The organism is Desulfuromonas sp. TF (assembly GCF_000472285.1).
GTDB lineage: Bacteria > Desulfobacterota > Desulfuromonadia > Desulfuromonadales > ATBO01 > ATBO01.
Genome location: NZ_KI421412.1, coordinates 49,640 through 71,881, shown reverse-complemented (window position 1 = coordinate 71,881; position 22,242 = coordinate 49,640). Strand labels below are relative to the sequence as shown.

General features: G+C 60.2%; 22 protein-coding genes. 4 read left to right on the top strand and 18 right to left on the bottom strand.

The window, feature by feature from the left end; genetic code table 11:
* Positions 1 to 90: 90 nt before the first annotated feature.
* The 16 genes from DTF_RS0100325 to DTF_RS0100250 form a co-directional block, all read right to left on the bottom strand.
* On the bottom strand, positions 91 to 669 hold the full coding sequence (locus DTF_RS0100325; protein WP_027713715.1) for a Gx transporter family protein: 579 nt from the start codon (positions 667 to 669) through the stop codon (positions 91 to 93).
* Positions 650 to 1,039 carry a NusG domain II-containing protein gene (locus DTF_RS24935; RefSeq protein ID WP_051360587.1) on the bottom strand — a complete coding sequence of 130 codons (390 nt, stop codon included), beginning with the start codon at positions 1,037 to 1,039 and terminating at the stop codon, positions 650 to 652. Before DTF_RS24935 ends, DTF_RS0100325 begins: the two co-directional genes overlap by 20 nt.
* On the bottom strand, positions 1,030 to 2,031 hold the full coding sequence (locus DTF_RS0100315) for an FAD:protein FMN transferase (RefSeq protein WP_027713714.1): 1,002 nt from the start codon (positions 2,029 to 2,031) through the stop codon (positions 1,030 to 1,032). Before DTF_RS0100315 ends, DTF_RS24935 begins: the two co-directional genes overlap by 10 nt.
* A gap of 76 nt (positions 2,032 to 2,107) precedes the next feature.
* Complete coding sequence (gene rimO / locus DTF_RS0100310; RefSeq protein WP_027713713.1) at positions 2,108 to 3,475, bottom strand: 30S ribosomal protein S12 methylthiotransferase RimO; 1,368 nt, start codon at positions 3,473 to 3,475, stop codon at positions 2,108 to 2,110.
* Positions 3,476 to 3,526: 51 nt separating this feature from the next.
* A complete protein-coding gene (locus DTF_RS0100305; RefSeq protein ID WP_027713712.1) occupies positions 3,527 to 4,012 on the bottom strand; it encodes a YajQ family cyclic di-GMP-binding protein in 486 nt (161 codons plus the stop codon).
* 127 nt (positions 4,013 to 4,139) lie between these two features.
* Positions 4,140 to 4,919 (bottom strand): outer membrane lipoprotein carrier protein LolA, encoded by a 780-nt coding sequence (locus DTF_RS21065; RefSeq protein ID WP_051360585.1) that lies wholly within the window; start codon positions 4,917 to 4,919, stop codon positions 4,140 to 4,142.
* Positions 4,920 to 4,944: 25 nt separating this feature from the next.
* Complete coding sequence (locus DTF_RS0100295) at positions 4,945 to 5,424, bottom strand: chemotaxis protein CheD (RefSeq protein WP_035055056.1); 480 nt, start codon at positions 5,422 to 5,424, stop codon at positions 4,945 to 4,947.
* On the bottom strand, positions 5,421 to 6,041 hold the full coding sequence (locus tag DTF_RS0100290; RefSeq protein WP_027713710.1) for a chemotaxis protein CheC: 621 nt from the start codon (positions 6,039 to 6,041) through the stop codon (positions 5,421 to 5,423). Before DTF_RS0100290 ends, DTF_RS0100295 begins: the two co-directional genes overlap by 4 nt.
* Positions 6,038 to 7,936, bottom strand: a complete 1,899-nt coding sequence (locus DTF_RS0100285; protein ID WP_162148569.1) for a chemotaxis protein CheA — start codon at positions 7,934 to 7,936, stop codon at positions 6,038 to 6,040. The genes DTF_RS0100290 and DTF_RS0100285 overlap by 4 nt, the downstream gene beginning before the upstream one ends.
* An 86-nt stretch (positions 7,937 to 8,022) precedes the next feature.
* A complete protein-coding gene (locus tag DTF_RS0100280; RefSeq protein ID WP_027713708.1) occupies positions 8,023 to 8,415 on the bottom strand; it encodes a response regulator in 393 nt (130 codons plus the stop codon).
* Between the two features lie 19 nt (positions 8,416 to 8,434).
* Positions 8,435 to 8,848, bottom strand: coding sequence for a chemotaxis protein CheW (locus DTF_RS0100275; RefSeq protein WP_027713707.1), 414 nt, complete (start codon positions 8,846 to 8,848; stop codon positions 8,435 to 8,437).
* Positions 8,849 to 8,854: 6 nt separating this feature from the next.
* Entirely contained in the window at positions 8,855 to 10,126 is a 1,272-nt protein-coding gene (locus DTF_RS0100270; protein WP_027713706.1) for a methyl-accepting chemotaxis protein, read from the bottom strand.
* Between the two features lie 31 nt (positions 10,127 to 10,157).
* Complete coding sequence (locus DTF_RS21060; protein ID WP_051360583.1) at positions 10,158 to 11,051, bottom strand: protein-glutamate O-methyltransferase CheR; 894 nt, start codon at positions 11,049 to 11,051, stop codon at positions 10,158 to 10,160.
* A gap of 39 nt (positions 11,052 to 11,090) precedes the next feature.
* Complete coding sequence (thiL, locus tag DTF_RS0100260; RefSeq protein ID WP_027713705.1) at positions 11,091 to 12,086, bottom strand: thiamine-phosphate kinase; 996 nt, start codon at positions 12,084 to 12,086, stop codon at positions 11,091 to 11,093.
* Positions 12,083 to 14,425, bottom strand: a complete 2,343-nt coding sequence (gene lon, locus DTF_RS0100255) for an endopeptidase La (RefSeq protein WP_027713704.1) — start codon at positions 14,423 to 14,425, stop codon at positions 12,083 to 12,085. The genes thiL and lon overlap by 4 nt, the downstream gene beginning before the upstream one ends.
* Positions 14,426 to 14,636: 211 nt before the next feature.
* The gene (locus tag DTF_RS0100250) at positions 14,637 to 15,407 is read right to left on the bottom strand and encodes an NRDE family protein (protein WP_027713703.1); all 771 of its coding nucleotides are present in this window, start codon (positions 15,405 to 15,407) and stop codon (positions 14,637 to 14,639) included.
* A 230-nt stretch (positions 15,408 to 15,637) separates the two neighbouring features.
* Between DTF_RS0100250 and DTF_RS0100245 the strand changes: the two genes are divergently transcribed.
* The gene (locus tag DTF_RS0100245; protein ID WP_051360746.1) at positions 15,638 to 16,762 is read left to right on the top strand and encodes a hypothetical protein; all 1,125 of its coding nucleotides are present in this window, start codon (positions 15,638 to 15,640) and stop codon (positions 16,760 to 16,762) included.
* Positions 16,763 to 16,950: 188 nt separating this feature from the next.
* On the opposite strand, the gene mltG is transcribed toward DTF_RS0100245, so the two are convergent.
* On the bottom strand, positions 16,951 to 17,952 hold the full coding sequence (gene mltG / locus DTF_RS0100240; RefSeq protein WP_027713701.1) for an endolytic transglycosylase MltG: 1,002 nt from the start codon (positions 17,950 to 17,952) through the stop codon (positions 16,951 to 16,953).
* A gap of 154 nt (positions 17,953 to 18,106) precedes the next feature.
* Positions 18,107 to 18,694, bottom strand: a complete 588-nt coding sequence (gene plsY / locus DTF_RS0100235) for a glycerol-3-phosphate 1-O-acyltransferase PlsY (protein ID WP_027713700.1) — start codon at positions 18,692 to 18,694, stop codon at positions 18,107 to 18,109.
* 361 nt (positions 18,695 to 19,055) lie between these two features.
* Here plsY and DTF_RS0100230 point away from each other — a divergent pair, with 361 nt between their 5' ends.
* The 3 genes from DTF_RS0100230 to DTF_RS21055 all read left to right on the top strand — a co-directional run bounded on the left by DTF_RS0100230 (position 19,056) and on the right by DTF_RS21055 (position 22,081).
* Positions 19,056 to 19,781, top strand: a complete 726-nt coding sequence (locus tag DTF_RS0100230) for a DUF3108 domain-containing protein (protein ID WP_027713699.1) — start codon at positions 19,056 to 19,058, stop codon at positions 19,779 to 19,781.
* Positions 19,782 to 19,964: 183 nt separating this feature from the next.
* On the top strand, positions 19,965 to 21,299 hold the full coding sequence (locus tag DTF_RS0100225) for an exo-alpha-sialidase (RefSeq protein WP_051360581.1): 1,335 nt from the start codon (positions 19,965 to 19,967) through the stop codon (positions 21,297 to 21,299).
* Complete coding sequence (locus DTF_RS21055; protein WP_051360578.1) at positions 21,296 to 22,081, top strand: hypothetical protein; 786 nt, start codon at positions 21,296 to 21,298, stop codon at positions 22,079 to 22,081. Before DTF_RS0100225 ends, DTF_RS21055 begins: the two co-directional genes overlap by 4 nt.
* The last annotated feature ends 161 nt before the right edge of the window (positions 22,082 to 22,242 follow it).

Sequence of the window (22,242 nt, the reverse complement as noted above, 5' to 3'; positions counted from 1 at the left end):
CGAATTCTGCCGAACCACCTATTACTTCTCCCCGGATGAACTGGAGGTGGTCTCCCCCTGACCGATGGAGTGACGGAACGCTCCGGCCCCTTATGTTCGGGCCGTTCGCCCGTCGGCTTCCCGGACAGCCCTGAAGGCGGGGTGCCCGCGCAGCAGGTTCAACAGCGAATCGGCCGCCACTCCGTTGGCGATGCCGGTCCCGAGAGCGAAGAGCAGCAAGAAAGGGAACATGCGCCAGAGGCCGTCATGGCGCACCAGGACCAGCCAGGCGACCAGCATCTGCCCGAGGACATGACCCAGGGCGCCGAGCGCGGAAACCCCCACCGGGCCAATCATGCGGCCAAAGGTTTTCCGGGCCGCGGTCATCAGGGCGGTGGCCAGGATTCCTCCCGAGAGGGAAAGAAGAAAACCGGGTGAAAAAAGGTTCCCGAGCAGGAGGGAGCCGATGCCGATGCGAGCCAGGGTCACCGTCCAGGCGGCCCGGGCGCCGTACAGAAACAAGGCGGTGATGGCCAGAATGTTGGCGAAGCCCAGGCGGAACCAGGGAGCCGGTGAGGGCAAAAGGTACTCCAGAGTGTGAAGAGCCACCGCCAGGGCGACGAAAAGAGCCATGAAAATCTGCCGTCGAATGCGTTCGACCTTCGCCTGTTCAGTGACTGATGAGATCATGGCTCCGCTCTTCCTGTCCACCCTCGATTCGCACCAGCAGTTCGTTGGGAACGCAGGCGAGCAGTTCGCCGGCCCTGCTGACTTCCCCCATCCCCATACAGATTTTGAGAGGGCAGGGGGAGGAGACGATGCAGGCTCGGCCATCATGGACGGACAGGACGGTTTCCCCCAATGAGCCCGGCAGAGACACGGTCCGGTCTTCGCCCAGTGGAGCGGTGAAGAGAATCCGCCCCCCGCGTTCCACCACCACCCGCTCACCTTGAGCCCCCCCGCCCAGGCAGAAAAAAGAAGCGGCCCCCCCAACCAGGAGGATCAGCACGATTGCTTTGTCGAGGAGGGTCATGCGTCTCAGCAGCGCTCTTACGGCCATTCCACCCTCCCCTTGAGCCCCGTCGTGAGAACCGCGGCGCCGTCGGCGCTCACGATCAGCCCCTCCACCTCCGGAGTGTCCTCCAGCAGCTTCAAACCCGCCTCGGGCCCGAGGACGAAGGCGGCGGTAGCCAGGGCGTCGGCGAGAATCGCTGTTTTTGCCACTACGGTCACGCTCCGGCTTAATGCGGCCGGAGTGCCGGTGCGGGGGTCAAACAGGTGATGATAGCGGACTCCGTCGGCTTCGAAAAAGCGCTCATAGTCCCCCGAGGTGACCACGGCGGCCTCTCCCAGGAGCAGGGTGGCGGTCAGCTCTTCCGGATTCCGGGGGTGGCGGATGCCGATGCGCCAGGGCCGCCCTTCCCTGGCGCCCAGCAGGCGGATGTCGCCGCCGGCGTTCACCGATGCGCTCTGCAACCCGGCCTGCCGCAGCACGGCGACGGCTCGGTCGATGGCATAGCCCTTGGCGATCCCACCGAGATCGACGGCGAGGTCGGGTTTCGTCTTGACCACCCTTGACCCCTCCAGACGCAGGGCGTCCGGGCCGGTGCCGGCGAGCGCCTCCCGGATTTCCGCGGCCGAGGGGACACGCGGCGCCTCCGTCTCGATTCCCCAAAGAATTTTGAGCCGCCCCAGTGTCATATCGAAGGCGCCCTCGCTGGCCGCTGCGATGTCGAGGCCCAGCTTGATGACCTCGGCGGTCTCCGGGGAAACGTCCAGGCCGGCGGAGGAGCGGGAGAGAAGGGCGACATCGCTTTGTGGCCGATGGGGCGACAGGAGCCCTTCGAGGCGCTCCATCTCGTTGAAGGCCTCGGTAACCGCCCGATCCAGCCGGTCGGCATCATCACCCCGGGCAGCGATCTCCACCACGGTCCCCATCAACAGGCGGCTGCGATGAACGCTTTGTGTCCCGTCTCCGGCGAAGCGCTGCAGGGAGAAGACAGCCAGGGCAATCAGCAGGACGACGATGATGATCGGTCGGGTAAAGGGCAACGGGAGATCCTTCGAATCGAAACGTGAGGAGGGAGGGGTGAGGAGTGAGGCGAGAGGGGCACACCGCCTCGCCTTTTCAGCCTTCTTTCTTCAGCATCGGCGGCTCTTCCTCGACGATCTCGCCGATGAGGTCGTATTCGGAGGAGTCGGTGACGCGAAGGGGAACGATATCTCCGATCTCGGCCTGACCGGCGGTGATGTAGACCTGCCCGTCCACGTCGGGAGCCTGGCGGATGCTGCGACCGCGCAGCAGCAGGTCGGTTTCTTCGCTGTACCCCTCCACTAATACCGGCTCGGTGCGGCCGACCAACTGACGGTTCTTGCGGAAGGAAACCCGGCTCTGCACCTTCATGAGCTTGCGGTACCGGGTTGCCTTGACCCGCTCGGGAATCTGCTCGTCCAGAGCCGCCGCCGCCGTCCCTTCTTCCCGGGAATAACGGAAGACTCCCACCCGCTCGAAATGACCTTCGGAAACGAAATCGAGCAGGCGGGAGAACTGCTCCTCCGTCTCACCGGGAAAGCCGACGATGAAGGAGGTGCGCAGGGTGATGTCGGGGATTCGCCGGCGCAGCTTGTCCAGAAGATCGCGGACACCTGCTCCGTCGACCCGACGGTTCATCATGGCCAGGATCGAGTCGTCGATATGCTGGATGGGGACATCGAGATAGTTGCAGATTTTCTCTTCTGCCGCAATGAGTTCGATGAGCTCGTCGCTGATCCCGTCGGGATAGGCATAGAGCAGCCGCAGCCAGTTCAGACCCTCGATCTTCACCAGCTCGCGCAGCAGGTCCTCCAGCCGTCCCCCCTCAGGCCGGTCGGCCCCGAAGGCGGTGACGTCCTGGGCGATCAGGTTCACCTCTTTCACCCCTTCTTCGACCAGCCGCTTCACCTCCTCGACGACCGAGGCGATGGAGCGCGAGCGCAGCCCGCCGCGCAGTTGGGGGATAACGCAATAGGAGCAGTGATTGGCGCATCCCTCGGCGATCTTGACGTAGACGGAATAGAAAGGGGAGGACTTGACCCTGGGGGTAGTATGATCGTAGAGATAATCGGGGAGTCCCACCGCCTGAAGCTGAGCGCCGCCGGCGGTGTGGGCTTCGAGCAGCTCGACGATCCGGGGGGCATCGGAGGTTCCCAGAAACAGATCCACCTCCGTCAGCTCCGCGGCCAGCTCTTCCCGGTAGCGCTGGGGCAGGCAGCCGGTGACCACCAGTAGACGGCAGTTTCCCGTCTTCTTGTAGTCCGCAACTTCCAGGATGGTCTCCACCGATTCTTCCTTGGCATCCTTGATGAAAGAGCAGGTGTTGACGATGATGATATCGGCCTTGGATTCGTCCGTCACGATTTCGAAACGATCCGGCGGCAGATGTCCCAGCATGACCTCGGCATCCACCAGGTTTTTCGGGCAGCCCAGGCTGACCAGGCTAACTTTTTGTCTGTTCAAAGCATGCTCCTTCACGGATGCAATGTAAGGGGATGGGGCGGTCCCTGTCCCTTAACTTCTCATGTTGACGAACTGCAGCTCGATCCCGAGATCCTTTTCCTTGAGGAATTGGATGATTTCCTGCAGATCGTCGATTTTCTTCCCCGTCACCCGGACCTGATCCTCCATGATCTGGGGCTGGACCTTGAGCTTGGAATCCTTGATCAGCTTGATGATCTCTTTCCCCTTCTCCTTGGAAACCCCCTGGACGATCGCCGCCCTCTGGCGGACAGCCCCGCCGGAAGCGGGCTCCTTCTTGGAGAAATCAAGACATCTGGCCGAAACGCCCCGCCGGACGAGCTTCCCCCTGAGGATATCGATCATGGCCTCAAGCTTGTAATCGTCGGCTCCGAGCAGGACGATGGCGTCCTGCTCCAGGGAGATTTCATTGTGCGTCCCCTTGAAGTCGTAGCGCTGCTCGATTTCTTTCGCCGCCTGGTTGACGGCATTGTCGACCTCCTGCATGTCGACTTTCGAAACGATATCAAAACTGGGCATTTGAATCCTCCCTGAGTAAAGATAAGCGGCGGAGCTTCGATAGCTCCGCCGGATCAGCTACTTATAACACGGAACCCGCTCCGATGGAAAGGCCTGATTGAATACAGATGGGCAAAGCGAACGGGTGTTAGAAGCCCTTTCCACCATCCGTGGGGCGCAGCACCTCCACGTCTTCCGGAGGGCTGAACCGGAAAACGCTGTCGGCGAGGCCGCGGTTGACCCGAACGTCCCTGAATTCGATGGCGGTGCTGTTGCCGTTGGGATCGACCACGGTCGTGGAGAGCATGGGGAACACGGGCCGGGACACGGCGCCGGTCTGCAGGACGGCGTCCCGGTTAACGACGACCAGCATTCGCTGGATCATCGGCGAGGGACGGCGCGGTTGCAGTTCAAGGACATAGTTTCCCCCGGCATCCCGGTCCGGCGAAGCCCAGGTGATGAGGAAATCACGTGAAAGGTTGCCCAGTCCGGTCAGAAAGGTCATCGGGTCGCTGGGGCTGGAGGGGGAGGAAATATCGATGTCGCTGATGATCACCTGGCTGTTTTCGGGAAGATAGACCCACATGGTCTTGCCGTCGGAGACGATTTCCTGATGGTTCGGCTCCTGGTATTCCCAACGGAACATGGTCTGTGAAGCGCGCTCGGTCTTAGCCCGGTCGAATTTTACCGAAACCCTTCCCTTTCCCCGCTGAACACGGTCGAGGGAGGCGATGAGCGATTCCTGGAAAAAGTCGGCCTGAAAATCGACGATGACGGATTGTCCTCCTTCTTTTCGGACAGTGTCGACCTTGAAGGGGGCTTCCAGGGACTTGATCACTTCGGAAAGCTCCACCGTCTTCTCGGTGAGGGCAAGGACCGGGGCAGGCAGAAGGAAGAGCAGGATGAGGCCGAAGACGGATTTTTTCAAGGAAATCTCCTAGAGCTTAAAAGGGCTAGAGGGTTCGGTTGGCATCAGGATGGCACACGGAACGCACCCTGACCTCGCCGGTTGCGAGATCAAACTCGACGGTTCGGCCGTGATTCCCGCCGATATCCTCCGCCAGCAGAGGGATGCCGAGAAGTTCAAGGGTTTCCCTGGCTGCCCTGGCATTGCGTGCGCCGACCCCTTCGGCTCCCGACGGGTGCAGCGCTTCGAACATGTTCGCTCCGCCTGAAATCTTGGCGACAAGGCAGTCTTTTTCGGCCCCGAGCTCGAGCAGCTCTTCCATCATGAGACGGATGGCGCTGTCCACGTATTTTGTCATGCGGGACCGGTCCTCCGGACGGGACAGGGGCAACAGGGTGTGGGCCAGGCCGCCCAGCTTCTTCCGGGGGTCGTACAGAGTGATTCCCAGGCAGGACCCGAGGCCATAGGTCACCAGCACAGCGGGAGCTCGGCCCGTCTTAAATTCGGAAATTCCTACCCGGTTCATTCTTCGCCCCCCGCGGCCTTGAGAACGAGGTTCAGAGACTGGGGATCGGGGAGCAGAAAGAAATGCCCCTTGATGGTCGCCTGGGTCGGAGAATCTCCTTGAAATTCGGTATCCACCATCAGCGCCAGATCGCCTGCCATGCTCAGTTCGATGAGCACATGGTCGACCACGGCCCCGGCCATGTCATGAGCCAAAAGGGGGATGGAGGGGATCAGGGTCATGTGCAGCAGGCTTCCGAGGGCGTTGAGATAGGCGGAGGCAAGAATGTTTCCGACTTCCTTGAGGGTGGAACCGCTGATTTCGTTCAGTTCGAGATCGGTCTCTTCCCGTCCGAGAAGGCGCGCGAGCAGCTGACAGGCGCTTTTCTCCGGGAGAATGAGGAGGATGTTTCCCCGGGCGTCGCCCAGCACCTGGAGTGTGATGCCGACGACAACCCGTTCACTCCCCCCCAGCAGTTCGGGAACCTGCGCGATATCCGTCACGGACACCTGGGGCACGCGAAGTCGGACTGTTTCCCCGATGAGCTGGGAGAGGGCAGTGGCTGCGTGGCCCATGCCGATGTTGCTGATTTCCTTGAGCGCGTCGAGCTGTCCGTCCGTCAGTCGGGTGAACGTCATGAATGCTCTCCTGGCGGCCGCGCCCCGGGTGAGCCGGCCAGTTCCTCCAATAGGGATTGGGGATCGATGATGAAAACAACGCTGCCGTCGCCCAGCACGGTGGCTCCGCTGATGCCGGAAAGCCGGTCGAGGGGAAACGCGAGGGATTTGACGAAGACTTCCCTTTGACCGCTCAGGCGGTCGACCACAAGGCCGGCCTTGCGGCCATGGATTTCGGTGATGACGACGGGAATGGAGCCGGCAGAAGGGCGGGCCGGCAGACGCAGGATCTTGCGCAGGGAGAGAAGGGAAATGACGTCCTCGCCCTGACGGAGTACCATCTGGCGCCCGGAGGACCTGATCTCCTCCCGGGAAATCACCAGGGTCCGCAGAACCCGGGTAATGGGAATGGCAAGCGTGTGGCCCGAGCACTCCACGAGCAGGACCTGAATGATGGCGACTGAAAGGGGAAGCTTGAGCAGGATGCTGGTTCCTCGGCCCGGTTCCGAGCTGATCTCGAGAGTTCCCCCCAGGCTTTCCGCGGCCGACTTGACCACGTCCATTCCGACGCCGCGCCCCGATGTTTCCGTTACTTTTTCCGCAGTCGAAAATCCGGGGTGGCAGACCAGCTGCAGGAGGTCTCTTTCCCGCAGGGCCTTGGCTTGGGCCGGGGAAAGCAGACCCTTTTCCACCGCCTTTTTACGGATAATCCCGGCATCCATCCCCCGGCCGTTATCGGCAACCTGCAAAAGGACCAGATCCTTTTCCCGCCTGGCCGTAACGGTCACTTCTCCGGAATTTTCGATGCCGTGATCGACGGCATTGCGCACCATGTGCACGAGAGGGTCGGCCAGTTCCTCCAGGATCGCCCGGTCCAGTTCAACCTCCTCTCCTTCCAATCGCAGCTGAATGTCCTTGCCGCTCTTGCGGCAGAGATCGCGCACCAGGCGCGGAAGGTGTCCGGTGATGCTCTTGAGCTGCATCATCCGCACCTGGAGAACGTGATGGTGCAGGTCGGCAATCAGCCGGTTGAGCTGATCCAGTCCTTCGCGTATCATCGGCCATTGCTCTTCCCGCGAAGCGGACTGCAGCATGTAGCGGCTGGTGATGAGCTCTCCGGTGAGATTGATAAAGCGGTCCAGCAGATCGGTGCGCACCCTCACGGTGCGCGAGGCGTCTTCCCGGCGGGCGGAAGGGTGCGCTTCCGACCGTCGGTCTTCCGTGAAGGAGATCTTCTCGACATCGGCCATCCCGGAGACAAGTCTTTCGATCTGCGCCTCCGTATTTTTCGTCTGCAGCCAAAGAATCAGTCGCCCGACGGGGCCGCCCCGGCGCAGCATCTCCTCGTCCGGCTTGGAAGAATGGATGGTTCCGATGGCGCCCAGCTCCCGGAGAAGCAGCAGGGCGCGCGCCGCCGGGGCGGCTGCATCGGCCGCAAGGTGCACGGTCACCTGGACCATCTCTTCTCCCGGGGTCGCCGAAACTGCCTCCGGTTCGATGTTAAGCGCGGCGGCTGACGGAAGCATCTCTCTCCCGGGCGAATGCACTTGGGGCATGGCCGCGGGCGCATTCGACGAGAGAAAGTCCGCCACTTCCCTTTCAGGTTTTTCGGCGCCCAGATCCTCCAGCAGACCTTCAAGAAGATCGACTCCCTCAAGGAGGCGGTCCACTGCGGTTTCGGGAACGGTTCCGCTCTTGCGGAAGCCGTCCATCAGGTCTTCCAGGTGATGCGCCAGCTCAGCCGTATGCGCATATCCCATGGATGCGGCCATGCCTTTGATTGAATGCACATCCCGGAAAAGAGAGTCGATCCCTTCGCGGTCAGAGGGATCTTTTTCCAGGGTGATGACCAGTCGGCTCATGTTGTTGAGATGCTCTCTCGTCTCGGAAAGGAACATCTCTCTGTATTTGGTCATGTCCATAGGGAATACCAAGGTACAAGGTACAAGGTTAAGGTTCAAGGTCGAAAAACAGAAGGGAACAATGTCTGTTTAGAGGATTTTTAACCTTGAACCTTTGGCCTTGAACCTTCCGTTCCGGTCACCCGTCGCACCGCTTCGATCACGCGGCTCTCCTGGAAGGGTTTGACCACGAAATCCCTGGCGCCCGCCTGTACCGCTTCAAGGACCAGGGATTCCTGGCCCAGGGCGCTGCACATGATCACCCGGGCCTCCGGGTGTTTGCCGGTAATTTCCTGCAGCGCCTCGATCCCGCTCTTGAGCGGCATGACGATATCCATGGTGACGAGGTCCGGATGCAGCTCCTGGTACTTTTCAACAGCCTCGATGCCGTTTCCGGCCTCTCCCACTACTTCCCAGCCTGCCTTGACGAAGATCTCCTTGAGCATGTTGCGCATGAACAGGGCATCGTCTACGATTAAAATCTTAAGACCCATGGTCGTTCCTCCTGTTCTTTCAGGTCTTCTCAAGGCTCGTGAGCAGTCGCGCTGCATCGAGCATGTTGATCATCTCTTCTTCCCGACTGAGTACGGCACGGATATGAAAGCCGGGCTGCTGTTCCTGCTGAAGCGGGAGCAGGGCATCGGCATCGCAGGTCACGATTCTGCCAACCGCGGTCACCGCCAGGGCAAGGGTACACAGCCCGGATGCCAGGATGATGATCCGCTGGTCGCGCTGCTCATGGAAGAAACCGAGGAAGGACGCCAGATCGAGAACCGGCAGGATGTTGCCGTGGAAATTAACGGCACCAAGCAGGTGCGTCGATGCCCGCGGGATATAGTGCAGGACGGGGGATTCGACGACTTCCTGGATTTTCTCAACCTCCAGGCCGTACAGTTCCTCTCCCAGCCGGAAGACCAGAATCTGCATTCTCCACTAGCCTCTCTCGGTCCCCAGTTGGAAACGCTTGACCATGCCCAGCAGTTCCTCGGAAAGCGCCGAAAGAGCCTGGGCCGATTGGGCCATTTCTTCCATGGATGCCGTGGCCTGCTGGGTGGCCGCCGAGACTTCCTGGGTGGCGGCGGCATTGTCCGTCACTACCCGGGAGATTTCCTCGGTCGCGGCCACCATGTCCCTGGCCCCTTCCGTCTGCTTCTGCGACAGTTCGGCGATGCTCGTCGCCTTGGTCTGAGTCTTGAGGGCGTTCTGGATGATCTCTTCGAAAGCTTGTCCGGTGGTGTCGATCGCCTGGCGTCCCGCATCAATTCCGGCGATGCTCTCCTTCATGGAGAGCTGGATTCTCTGACTCTCATCGCGGATGTTCTCGACCAGCTGGGTGATCTCCCCCGCCGACCGCCCCGTGGAGTCCGCCAGCTTGCTTATCTCCTCGGCCACCACGGCAAATCCGCGACCGTATTCGCCGGCCCGGGCAGCCTCGATGGTGGCATTCAAGGCGAGCAAATTTGTTTTCTGGGCAATTCCGGTGATGACTTCCACGATTTTCCCGATCTTCTGGACCTGGACGCCGAAGGAGACGATCTGCTCCCCGTTCTTCTCCACTTCTCCCAGGACCTGCTTCATCCTTTCGATCGTCCGCCGGGCGGTTTTTCCACCTTCCTGGGCCGTGCCGGCCGTATCGCTTGCAGCAACGGAAAGCTTTTTGGCGGAAGAGGCTATCAGGTCTATGGAGACGGCCATCTCCCTGATGAGCCGGGTGGATTTTTCCACCATTTCAGCCTGAGTTTCCGCACCGCGGCTGATCTGTTCAATGGTATGGGCCACCTCGTGCCCGGCGGCGGTCATCTGTTGAGAGGTGGCCGACAGCCCCTGGGCCGAATCGGCCACTTGGCCGGAGGAATTGCGGATATACCCGACCAGCTCACGCAGACTGTCGACAACACGGTTCAGGGAATTGGCGAGGTCGGTGGTTTCATCAGGAAAGGTCGTATTCTTCAGGCGTATATACTGAGAGAGATCACCGTTGCTGAGGCGTTCGGCGGCGTCGTTGATATGCCGTATATTGCTTGTAAAAGCTCTGGAAAGGAACCACCCCAGCAGCAGCCCTACCAGCAGCGCAAAGACGACGGTGATCATCTGCTGCCAGTCCGCCGGAACTCCCAGGGTGGGAACCAGGAGATCGAACAGCACAATGGAGCCTACCACTATGATGAATCCCATAGTAAATTTATAGGTGATTTCTACGCGCATCGATCCGCTCCTTTGAGTTTTTGCGAAGGCATCAATATTGATCTTTTCCCAATAGCTGTTTGCTGCTCCCCTGTTTGCGGCGGTAGATTCGTTCTATGGAACATTCGGGCTGAAAGAACTGCCGGGCTTCGCCCAGCAGCGTTTCGGCCCGGCCGAGGACCAGAAATCCACCGGCGGGAAGGGCTGCGGCAAAACGGGTCAGGATGTATTCCTGCTTCTCGCGGGAGAAGTAGATCAACACATTGCGGCACAGGATGAGATCCGCGGCCGGGTATTCCTTGGATGTCAAAATGTCATGGCGCTGAAACTGTACCATTTTGCAAATATGTTCAGCAAGGCGGTAATTCCGCCCTTCCGCCGTGAAGTAGCGAGCCCGTACGGCTTCGGGCACTTCGGTGAGGCGTACAGGATCGAAAAGTCCCTCTCGGGCCTGCTCCAGAACCGGCGGGCTGACATCCGTCGCAAGAATCGAGACCCGCAAGTGCCGCGGGGCCAATTCGTCGAGCAGGAGGGCAAGAGAATAGGGTTCTTCGCCGCCGGCGCAGCCGACGCTCCAGAGTCTCAGCTCCCTGCGGCCGGACTCGGCCGCACTGCGGATCAGCTCCGGCAGTATTCTTTCTTCAAGGGTGGCAAAAGTGGTCGGATTGCGGAAAAACTGGGAGACGTGGATGGAGATGGCCGCCAGGAGCGCGTCCAGTTCGGTCTCGTTTCGACGCAGTATGTCGAGGTAGGGACCGGCGGATTTGAAGCCGAGGGCACGCACCCGGGTGGCGATTCGCCGCTTGACGCAGTGATCCTTGTACATGGCCAGATCGAAACCGCGCTTTTCCAGCAGAAGGTCTCGCATGGCGCAGAAATCCTCCTCCGGAAATTCGCTTCCGACAAAAGGAAACGAACGCTCCTTGCCTGGGATTCTCCCGTTCACCCGCCCGTCCCCGCTATCACCAGAGCTGTCATTTTGCCTTCAAACACCCGGTGAGAAATGATTGAACCCCGTTTTGCCGGGGCGATAAGGCCGGCCGCGCCTGTCCATGACAAGCAGCCCTTCGGCTGCCGCCGTCACCGTTCCCACCCGGGTGAGGGGAAGCGATAAGGATTGGCCGAGGGAAGCCAGGGCTGTTTCCCGTCCGGACGGGACAGTAAAGAGCAGCTCGTAATCCTCCCCTCCGCTCAGTGCCAGTGTGATCAATTCGGAGTCCTTCTCCAGGGCCCGGCGGAAAGAATCCGACAGGGGGAGCGCTTCTTCTTCGACCCGTGCGCCGGCCTCCGATGCCGACAGGATGTGGCCGAGGTCGGCGACCAGGCCGTCGGAAAGATCGATCATGGACGAAGGAATTCCGGAAGACGCCAGAGCCCGTCCCAGTTGCGTACGCGCGGCGGGATCATGATGGCGCCTGCAAAGGAAGGAATCCGGTGTTTCTCCGGCCGAAAGGAGGTGAAGAGCCAGGGCGCTGTCGCCCAGGGTTCCCGAAACGTAAATGACATCCCCCTCCCGCGCTCCCGCCCGGCGGACGAGCTCCCTTTCGGGAACGGCCCCTTCCGCGGTGACCGAGATGATGAGCGGCCCGGGAGAGCGGCAGGTATCCCCTCCGGCCAAGGCGGCGCCGTATTCTCCGGCCGCCTCCAGAAAGCCGGCCATGAAGTTATCCAGCTCCTCCACCGTCATCTCCTCCGGGATCCCCAGGGCAAGATAGAGATGTCTGGGCGCGCCTCCCATGGCGGCGATGTCGCTGACGTTCACCGCCACGCTTTTGCGCCCCAGAAGTTTCATGTCGCTCCACGGACGGCGAAAATGGATATCCTCGATCAGCAGATCGGTGGTGGTGAGCTGAAGTTCTCCGGAAGCCAGGGTCGTGGCGGCGCAGTCGTCGCCGATGCCCAGCACGATCCCCTCGGCGGGAGAAACCGCCTGCCGGATGCGCTCGATAAATCCGAATTCCCCCAGCTGAGAAAGCCTCATGTCTTCTCTTCCAGGGCCACCTGAAGAACCTCGTCCATGGTGCGGGCCAGGATGAAACGGACCTTTTTGCGCAGAGCCTTGGGGATCTCTTCCAGGTCCTTCTCATTGCGGCGGGGGATGACGATCGTTTCGATATGTGCCCGCACCGCCGCCAGGGCTTTTTCCTTGAGTCCGCCGATGGGCAGCACCTTGCCGCGCAGGGTGATTTCGCCGGTCATGGCCACGTCTTTGCTCACCCGGCGTCCCGAGAGGGCCGAGATGAGAGCGGTGGCCATGGTGACTCCGGCGCTCGGCCCGTCCTTGGGAATGGCCCCGGCGGGAACGTGAACATGCACGTCACGCTCCTCGAACAGGTTGGGATCGATCCCCAGTTCCGTGGCGTGCGCCCGGGCATAGGAGAGGGCGGCCTGGGCGCTCTCCTTCATGACGTCTCCGAGCTGACCTGTCAGGGTCAGCGACCCCTTTCCCTTCATGGTGTTGACTTCCACGTAGAGGATCTCTCCTCCCACTTCGGTCCATGCCAGGCCGGTCGCCACTCCGATCTCGTTTTCCCGCCGTTCCTCTTCGGGAAGATAGCGAGCCGCGCCGAGAAAGCTGGCGACCGTCGATTCCGTGACCAGAACCGAATGCCTCTTCCCCTCGGCAAAGCGACGCGCCACCTTGCGGCAGATGCTCCCCAGCTCCCTTTCGAGGTTGCGCAGCCCCGCCTCGGCCGTGTATTCGGTAATAAGCTTCATGACGGCATTTTCCGAAAAACGCACATCCGCCGTTTTCAGGCCATTGGCGTCGAGCTGGCGGGGAATCAGATATCTTTTGGCGATGGAGAGCTTTTCCTCGCTGGTGTAACCGGCCAGCCTGATCACCTCCAGCCGGTCCTTCAGGGCCGAAGGGACCGGGTCCATGATATTGGCGGTGGCAATGAACAGGACCTTGGAGAGATCGAAGGGAAGGCTGATGTAGTGGTCCGAAAAGGCATGGTTCTGCTCGGGGTCGAGAAGCTCCAGAAGGGCGGCCGATGGGTCGCCGCGGAAATCGGCTCCCACCTTGTCGAGTTCGTCAAGCATGAAGACCGGATTGTTGGTGCCGGCCTGTTTGAGGCCCTGGATGATCCGTCCCGGAAGAGCCCCGACATAGGTGCGCCGGTGGCCGCGAATCTCCGCCTCGTCCCGCACGCCGCCCAGCGAGATGCGGACGAATTTACGTCCCAGGGCCCGGGCGACGGATTTCCCCAGGCTGGTCTTGCCCACGCCCGGCGGGCCGACGAAACAGAGGATGGGCCCTTTCATCTCTTTCTTGAGCTTGCGCACCGCCAGAAACTCGAGGATGCGCTCCTTGACCTTTTCCAGGTTGTAATGATCCTCGTCAAGGACCTTGCGCGCCTTCCCGATATCGAGATTGTCCCGGGTGGAGCGGCTCCAGGGCAGATCCACAAGCCAGTCCATGTAGGTGCGGAGCATGGAGTATTCGGCAGCCTCCGGATGCATGGTTTCCAGCCGCCGCAGCTGTTTCTCCGCCTCGCCTTTCGCTTCTTCCGGAAGCTTGGCGGCATCCAGTTTCTGCCGCAGTTCCGCCACATCTTCGGCCCGGGCGTCGGATTCCCCGAGTTCGGCCTGAATGGCCCTGAGCTGTTCGCGCAGAAAATACTCGCGCTGCGATTTTCCCATCTCCTCTTTGGCCTGGCTCTGAATGCGGTCCTGCACCACCGCCAGTTCCAGTTCCTTGGCCAGGATATCCTTGACCCGGTGCAGTCGCTCCAGCGGATCGGAAATTTCGATCAGTCCCTGGGACTCGCCGACCCTCAGCCCGATGTTGCTGGCGACCAGATCGGCCAGGCTGCCGGGGTCCTCGACATTTTCCACGATCACCAGGGCTTCCGGGGAGAGAGCCCTGTCCATTTCCGCGAGCTGCGACAACTGCTCCCTCACCGTGCGCATGAGGGCCTCGGTCTCCAGCGACAGCTCTCCGCCCCGATGTTCGACAATCCGCTCCACCTGCGCCGTCAAAAACGGGGACTGGGAGGTCAACTGAGTCAGCCGGCCTTTGGCGAGTCCCTGGACGAGAATTTTCACCCTGCCGTCGGGGAGCTTGAACATGCGCATGATCATCGCCACCGTCCCCACCGTGTAAATATCCTCTGGGCCCGGCTCTTCCTCCGCCAATTCCTTCTGGGTGGTCAGGAAAATCAGGCGGTCGCGGGCCAGGGCGGCATCCACGGCGGCGATCGATTTTTCGCGTCCCACGAAAAGGGGGAGGATCATATAGGGAAAAATGACCACGTCCCGTACCGGCAGAAGAGGGAGCTCCTCGGGAATGTGGATTTCCTTGGTCGTTGGGTTCAACCGTTCCTCCGATGTCCGGGGATTGCCAGTGGAAACGAGTCAGTTTCTGACCTTGTTTCAGTTCGAAGCCGGGCTCCCGGTAAAAAATGATTTTATCAGTCAAAATACAGAAAATGCTCGAGAATGTCCAGTTGATAGAAGCTGGAAGCTCCTGTCCTGGGATCCTTGAAGAGGTCTCATCGGACAAGGGCAGCGTATTGGGAAGATCCGGTCAGCTCTTCAGGGAAAGTTCGTGGCGAACCTCGCGCCAGTGCTCGGGTGACCCCTGGAAGGTCCGCTCGGCGAATATTGCCGAGGCGTTTCGGTCTATGAGCAGAACCGTCGAAGAGCGGGTCCCGTAGCGGGGGCTGACGATGAAGAGGGATGAAAGAGTGCGCTCCCATTCGAGGCCGACTCCGGTATCGGGGAGGAGATGGTCGGGAGCGCGGCGGGTATCGGCAAGAAGGGCGAAAAGATCTGAAACTGGCGGCTTGCCGCCTTTCCCCAGCAGCTTTGCCAGAGCTTCCCTGCCCCGGACAAGCTTCGGCCAAGGGGTGTCCAGGAGATGATTGCTCAGGCCGTAAATTCCCGGAGGCAAGCTGCGGATGAGGTTTTCGCGGCTCGAATAAAAGAAGAGCTCGAGGGGGGTTCCGGCGAGCAGGTTGAAGCTGCGGTAACTGCTTCGCTGCCGAGCAATCTTGTTCAGGCCGTCCCGGACAGGTCCGGTCTCCCGCAGGAAATCGGAGATCAGCAGCCCGCGGGAGCGCACCTCCTTCACCCTTTCCGAAGGGTCGCGAAAGTTGGAGAGGGCGGCCAGCCGGCCGCTTCGGGACAGCCCCAGCCAGGTTCCCTGCCCGACCATGTCCCGCCCGGCGAAGATCTGCGGCGCGTCTGGCCAGAAGGCGGCGGGGGCGGTGGGGCGGTCGTAAAACTCGTCCCGGTTGGCAGCCAGGATCAGGGGATAGTCGGGATGTTGCCGCCAGGCGAAAAGGATCAGGCACATGGAGGTATCCTTCAAACTCTAAGTCTATTAACCACCCGTTCGCTTCACTCTCTAGAGTCACGGAGAGAACAGAGAAAACCTTGAATCTTTTTGTTCTCTTTATGTGCTCTGTGGTAAAAGTCTTTTCTCCGGCACCTCCAGCCTCTGGAAAGGGGCGGGGTCCGACCTTCGGGGTTTCAAACGGGGATGAAATATGGCATGATTATGCAGTTCTTTATATCGGAGTTTTCATGCCCTTCTACCGGGAAGCCATCAGCAGCGCCACCGTCACTCTGAGTCGCAGGGATCTCACACGGATGATCCGGGTGGTGCGAACCCTCTACCGCCTCAGCCGCCTCGAAGCCTACCGGCAGCGAATCCTGCCCCAGGTTCCAGAGGCGGCCCGCTTCAACCCCGGTCACGATGCGGTGATGATGGGCTACGACTTTCACCTGACCCCGCAGGGGCCCCGGCTGATCGAGGTCAACACCAATGCCGGCGGCGTCCTTCTCGCCTATCTGTCCCATTTCCCCGACTCTGCCGCGGCCCGCTCCCGCCTCCCCGAACGGCTCGTCGAAAAGGTCCTGACCTCTTTCTCCGAGGAAATGCAGGGGCTCAGCCGAGGGTCGGTGAAGATGCCGGAAACCATCGCCATTCTCGACGAGGAGCCTGAAAAGCAGTACCTCTATCAGGAGATGGTCGCCTTCGTCGAACTCTTCGAGAAGTCCGGAATCAGGGCGACCATTGTCGATCCCGGCGGGCTGGCCGCCGATGCCGGAGGAGTAGCTGCCGGCGGCGAGAGGATTGATCTTATCTACAATCGGCACTGCGATTTCTATCTCGATGGATCGGAGATGTCCGGAATCCGTGCCGCCTACCTTGCCGGAAACGTCTGCCTCACTCCCAATCCCTTCACCTACGGATTGCTGGCCGACAAGCGCCGCCTGGCTCTCTGGTCCGACCCGGAAGCATTGGCTTCTTTTGGCCTTGATGCCGGCGAGATCGAGGTTCTTGCCGGGATCGTGCCGGAGAGTCGCCTGCTCTGCGATACGGATGCCGAAGATATCTGGCGTCAGCGCAAGGATTGGGTGTTCAAGCCGGTCTCCCGCTTCGGCAGCCGGGGTGTGCTCCTCGGCCGCAAGATCTCGCGGACCCGTTTCGACGAGCTGCCCCCCGGAGAGACGCTGGTTCAGCGGCATGTTCCCCCCTCGATGACCGATGTCGAAGGAGATGAGCCGATGAAAACCGACCTGCGCCTCTATGTCTACCGCACCCATGTCCTTGGGGTGGCGGCCCGCCTCTATCACGGCCAGGTCACTAATCTGCGCACCGCCGGCGGCGGCTTCGCGCCGGTAAAAGTGCGGGCGCAGCTGTAAGCTGCAAGCTGTAAGCTGCAAGCTGCAAGCTGTAAGCTGCAAGCTGTAAGCTGCAAGCTGCAAGCTGTAAGCTGTAAGCTGCAAGCTGCAAGCTGTAAGCTGTAAGCTGCAAGCTGCAAGCTGTAAGCTGTAAGCTGTAAGCTAAAGGCTTGAAACTTATAGCTTATGGCTTAAAGCTTACAGCTGCCTCACCTTCGCAACTGGTAGCGCCGCACCATGTTGTTGTGTTCCTTGAGCGTTTGGGAAAAGACGTGCGTGCCGTCCCCTTGGGAGACGAAGTAGAGATAATCGACCGTTGCCGGCATCGCCGCCGCCCGCAGGGCCTCCTCGCCGGGACTGGCGATAGGGCCGGAGGGGAGGCCACGCATGCGGTAGGTGTTGTAAGGTGTCGGAGTGCTCAGGTGTTTGCGGGTGAGATTGCCGTCGAAGTCGGCGATGCCGTAGATGACCGTGGGGTCCGCTTGCAGGGGCATGCGCAGCCGCAGGCGATTATGGAAAACGGCCGAGATCAGCGGCATCTCCTCCTCATTGCCCGCTTCCTTCTGAATGATCGAGGCCAGCGTCACCAACTGATAGAGATCGAGGCCGCGCTCGGCGGCGGCGGCCGTCAACTCGGGGGCGAGGCGGGTGCGGAACTGCTCGACCATGGCCTTGATCAGCCGCTCTTCCGACGTGCCGCTTTCCAGGGTATAGGTTTCGGGGAAGAGGTAACCCTCCAGAGTAGGGGCATCGAGACCGAGGGTGGAGATGAAGGCGGGGTCCCGGGCGAGGGCCAGAAAGACGGTTTTTTCGCCGTGTCCCTCGGCTTCGAGCTTCGCGGCGATTTCCGCGAGGTTCAATCCCTCGGGGACGGTGAATTTAAGGCGGCGCACGTCGCCGGCGATCAAGCGGTCGAGGACCTTGCCCGGTGCGGCAGGCTCCCGGAATTCGTACTCTCCGGCCTTTATGCTGTGGGCGTTACCCCGCAGGCGGCTCAGCACCTTGAACTCGAAGGCGCCGGTTATCACCCCTTCAGTTTCCAGGCGCGAGGCCACCCCGGCAAAGGAAGTACCAGGGTGGATGACGATCAGCCGGGGAGCGGAAGGCTCCACCGGATGACGGAGAAACCAGGCGAAACGCAGGCCGGCTCCCGCCGCCAGTGCGACCAGAAGGAGGAGGGCGGTAAGGATGAGTTTGGAACGTCGGGTCATAGAAAGGATCCGTCCGGTATCGGGTTGTTGACGGAGAGTGCCAGGGAACTCAAAATTCGACACCGGCACGCGGATAACATCGACGCGCGTGATGAATTGATGCCTTATTTTAATGGAGGAGGGGAAAGAGTGTCAAGGAAAGGCGCCTGCCTTCTTAAACCTTGAAACGGCTTTCTGTGCCGTTTAGGAGGCGTTCGATATTGACCCGGTGGCGAAGCACCACCATGGCGCTGATGAAGAGGGTGGCAAGAAAAAGAGGCATCGATTTCTCCACCAGCAGGACCAGTATCGGGGTAGCCGCGGCGGCGATGACGGAGCCCAGGGAGACGAATCGCCATTTCCAGAGAAGGGCGGCGAAAATCAGCAGAGCTCCCAGAACCGCCAGGGGCGACAGGACCAGATAGATGCCGAGAGCGGTGGCCACCCCCTTGCCCCCCTTGAAGCCGAGATATACAGGGTAACAGTGGCCGAGAAAGGCCGCGGTGGCGGTCATGGCCGCCTGAGCTTCGGACATGTGCAGGACACTCGCCGCCACGAGCACCGGCAGCATTCCCTTGAGAGCGTCGCCGATGAGGGTGAGAAGCCCCAGGCGGCGGCCGGCCACCCGGTATACGTTGGTGGCTCCGATATTGCCGCTGCCGGCCTGGCGCACATCGCCGATCCCAGCAAGCCGGGTGAGAAGAACCCCGGTAGGGATGGCGCCGACGAGGTAAGCGGCAAGGATAAAGAGGGCGATCTGCATTGCTGCTCCGCTATAAAGTATGAAAGCGGCCGGAGCCGCTTCGCTGATTGATGGAGAGGTAAAGCGAAGCCTCGTCGATTCTTCTCAAGCAACTGTCCCGTTCGTCGGCGACGGAGGTAAAGCCGCTCAGCGGCACCCAAAATGCCACGGTAATCAAGGAGAAATCAAGTTTTTTTTGGCCGCCGGGGCTTCCCGATCAGCCCCTGCTACAATTGAATAAAGCAGATTGTCTATTATAAGCTATCAGAGTAGCCCGATCGTTTCTGATTATCGGCGAATCTCATGCCGAGAACATCCAGAATGCCTCGCCCGACGGATTTTGAGGCTCATCTTTCGGACTCTCGCCTAAAGGAGAAAAGATGTGTTCCTGCTTGCGATTATCCTGACAGCCGCCCTTATTCCGACTAGGGTCGGGGCCGAGGCCCCCGAGGCCGCTAACCCGGAGCCCTATACCGCTGTTTACTCCGTCAGCTATCGGGGGCTCCATGCGGGTCTTCTGCATTTCGAGCTGAAATCGGGGGAGCCCGGGATGTACGTCTACGAATCCCATGCGGAACCCAGCCTGCTGGCACGCCTCGTGGTGAGCAGCCAGGCGGTCGAGCGCAGTGTGATGCAGATCGACGGCAATGGTGTCCAGCCGCTGTACTGGTTCATGGAAGACGGCAAGTCGGGGCATGAGGACGACGGAGTCCTCGAATTCACCTGGGATAAGGAGCTGGTCACCGGAGAGGTGGAGGGGACGCGTGTCGAACTCCCCACCGAACCGGGCCTGCAGGATCGCCTGTCTATACAGATCGAAGTCATGACCGCCCTGCTCCGTACCGAGGAGCCCGGCACTATTCCCATGATCGACGAGGACAAGATCAAGCGCTACAGTTACACCCGGGCGGGGACGGAGCGGATCGCGACCAAGATGGGAGAATTCGAAACCGTGATATACGAAAGCACTCGCCCGGGGTCGAGCCGCCTCTCTCGAATCTGGCACGCCCCGGCTCTCGGATACATCCCCGCAAGAGCCGTGCAGCTGCGCAAAGGAAATGTCGAAACGGAGATGGAGCTCGTCAAGGTGAAGCGGAAGGGCGATTGACCGATTTTCTTTGAAAAACCTTTGAAAAATCCCTTAACAAGGATGACTTAATCCTTCCAGTAGACTAAGTTTTCCATAGATTTTTCAGATATGTTCTGATATATTCTCCACCAGATTATTTTTCCATGTAAAAATTTCCTTAAACTGAAAAAAACCTCGAACACCACTGTCTGAGGGTGTGCAATGAATTTTGTCAGACAATCGGTTGTCCGACGGAGAAGTCTCTCCATTCTTCTTCTGCTGCTGATCGTTGCCGTGCATGGTTGCGTCTGGCTGCAGACCGAGCAGCGTCCTCTTCCGGAATTCGCAGTCCCCGAAACCGCCTCCTTCTCTCTTCAATCCGATGCGGAACCGTTCTTTCAGACCCGCTTTGCATCCTCAAGCGTGGACGACTATGTTCATGCTGCCTCGATTGCTCCCCTTCCCGATGGCGGACTGATGGCTGTCTGGTTCGCCGGTTCCCGCGAAGGAGCGGAAGACGTCGATATCCGCGCCTCGCGATTCGACCCGGCCACTCAGGAATGGAACCCTGAATTCACGCTCGTCTCGCGCGAGACAACGGAGAACGTTCTGCAGCGGAGCATCCGCAAGCTGGGCAATCCGGTGATTGCTCTGGCGCCGGGCGGCCGTTTGTGGCTGTTCTACGTCTCAGTTTCTGTGGGCGGATGGGCCGGCAGCGCCATCAATGCCATGCAGTCGAACGATGGCGGGGTCACCTGGTCGCCGCCTGAGCGACTGGTCACCTCGCCGTTTCTGAACATCAGTACTCTGGTGCGAAATACGCCGGTTTTTTACCAGGACGGCTCCATCGGGTTACCGGTCTACCATGAATTCCTCGGAAAGTTTGCCGAATATCTGCACCTGAGTCCTGACGGAGAGGTCCTGGACAAGTTCCGCATCAGCGATGGCCGACATTCCCTGCAGCCCGCCATCGTCCCCCTGTCAGGGGACTCTGCACTGGCGCTGCTGCGCAATGCAGGTAAAGAGCCCGGGAAGGTCCTGGCCAGCTTTACGGAGGATCGCGGTGAGACCTGGAGCGAGCCGATTTCGGTCGAGCCATGGAATCCCAATTCATCCCTGGCGGCGATCAGCGCTCATGATGCGGAAAAAGAAATTCTGGTGGCCATGAACAATCTCCGCGATGGACGATATCGCCTCTCTCTGTACGAAACCGACCCCTCGCTCAAAAACTGGCGGCTGCGGAAGGTTCTGGACGAGGCGCCTGATCCGGAAGGACGCCCCCTGCCTCCGGACAAATACCGTCTCAACGTTGCCAGGGATTTCCTTGCCGTCGGCGGCAATAAGATCGACGATCGGCTGGAGGAATATCTACAATACCTCGATCAAAGGGATCTCGACCGACGTGTCTGCAGGGAAGGGAAGGGGTGCGAGTTCGAATACGAGTATCCGAATCTCATGCGCTCGGCAGACGGTCTTTTCCACGTGGTCTATTCATGGAACAATTCCTTCGTCAAACATGTCGTCTTTAACGAGGCATGGCTGGAGATGAGGCAATGACAGGAATCGTTCTCAGTCACATAACCTTCGCGATTGTTCTCTTTCTTTTGCTTCCGACAGGCAAGCTGCCGCTAAATGGGCGAATTGCCGCCCTTGCCGGGGCGGCAATTCTTGTGATGCTGACCGTGGACGGGCTGTCCCTGGCGGAATACGTGTACAGCCTTACAAGCGGCCTGTCGATAACAGCCGTGCTCTGGCTGGCCTGGTCTGCCGGGGCGAAGGTCGGCGGACTGCGAGCGATGTCCGAGCGCCGGCACTTGCAGCTGGCAATCTGCTTCGGCGCACTGACGCTGTTGCTTTATCCGGCAACCCTGGGTCTTTCGATGTTCGATCCATACAGGCTCGGGTATAATCCCAATTACCTCCTCGGGTTCATCTTTGCGATAAGCGTGGTTCTCTGGATAGTCCGGCACTACTTCGGGGCGGCCCTGATCACCGCCGCCACGGCCGTTTTCATGCTGGATTTCAGGTCTCCGGAAAATTACTGGGATTACCTCATCGACCCGCTGCTGGGAATCTATTGCCTTGCCGTAGTCGGATGGTACCTCCTGCGGCGGGTCTGGCGAAAATTGAAGAGCCGCTATGACTGGACTCCGTCCGGGGGCAGGTGGCAGAACAGGCCGGCCTTCGAAAGCCCGGGTGAGCGTCTGATGACGAGCATGACGAATCTCTGTGCCGAGGATGGGATCACGAATGCGGAAAAGCGCCTCTGCCCTTCTCTTGCCACCGGCCTCGCCGAGGATGCCGGTTTGCCGCAGCATCTGCCTCCCCGCACATCGTAATTTCCTTCTCACCCCTTCTAGAAAAGACAAAGGGTGAGGCATCTAACCTCACCCACCATCCCGAGCGCGTTCAAGTCTTTCCTGTTTTATAGCCGCAGATTACATGAGGCTGAAACGAGAACGTTGCAGCTCTGGATATGCGTCCATCTTCGTTTTTCCCC

Coding starts and splice junctions, on each gene's coding strand:
- DTF_RS0100325 (WP_027713715.1), bottom strand. CDS start 669: ATGATCTCATCAGTCACTGAACAGGCGAAGGTCGAACGCATTCGACGG.
- DTF_RS24935 (WP_051360587.1), bottom strand. CDS start 1,039: ATGGCCGTAAGAGCGCTGCTGAGACGCATGACCCTCCTCGACAAAGCA.
- DTF_RS0100305 (WP_027713712.1), bottom strand. CDS start 4,012: ATGCCCAGTTTTGATATCGTTTCGAAAGTCGACATGCAGGAGGTCGAC.
- DTF_RS0100295 (WP_035055056.1), bottom strand. CDS start 5,424: ATGAACCGGGTAGGAATTTCCGAATTTAAGACGGGCCGAGCTCCCGCT.
- DTF_RS0100290 (WP_027713710.1), bottom strand. CDS start 6,041: ATGACGTTCACCCGACTGACGGACGGACAGCTCGACGCGCTCAAGGAA.
- DTF_RS0100285 (WP_162148569.1), bottom strand. CDS start 7,936: ATGACCAAATACAGAGAGATGTTCCTTTCCGAGACGAGAGAGCATCTC.
- DTF_RS0100280 (WP_027713708.1), bottom strand. CDS start 8,415: ATGGGTCTTAAGATTTTAATCGTAGACGATGCCCTGTTCATGCGCAAC.
- DTF_RS0100275 (WP_027713707.1), bottom strand. CDS start 8,848: ATGCAGATTCTGGTCTTCCGGCTGGGAGAGGAACTGTACGGCCTGGAG.
- DTF_RS0100270 (WP_027713706.1), bottom strand. CDS start 10,126: ATGCGCGTAGAAATCACCTATAAATTTACTATGGGATTCATCATAGTG.
- thiL (WP_027713705.1), bottom strand. CDS start 12,086: ATGAGGCTTTCTCAGCTGGGGGAATTCGGATTTATCGAGCGCATCCGG.
- DTF_RS0100250 (WP_027713703.1), bottom strand. CDS start 15,407: ATGTGCCTGATCCTTTTCGCCTGGCGGCAACATCCCGACTATCCCCTG.
- DTF_RS0100245 (WP_051360746.1), top strand. CDS start 15,638: ATGCCCTTCTACCGGGAAGCCATCAGCAGCGCCACCGTCACTCTGAGT.
- mltG (WP_027713701.1), bottom strand. CDS start 17,952: ATGACCCGACGTTCCAAACTCATCCTTACCGCCCTCCTCCTTCTGGTC.
- plsY (WP_027713700.1), bottom strand. CDS start 18,694: ATGCAGATCGCCCTCTTTATCCTTGCCGCTTACCTCGTCGGCGCCATC.
- DTF_RS0100225 (WP_051360581.1), top strand. CDS start 19,965: ATGAATTTTGTCAGACAATCGGTTGTCCGACGGAGAAGTCTCTCCATT.
- DTF_RS21055 (WP_051360578.1), top strand. CDS start 21,296: ATGACAGGAATCGTTCTCAGTCACATAACCTTCGCGATTGTTCTCTTT.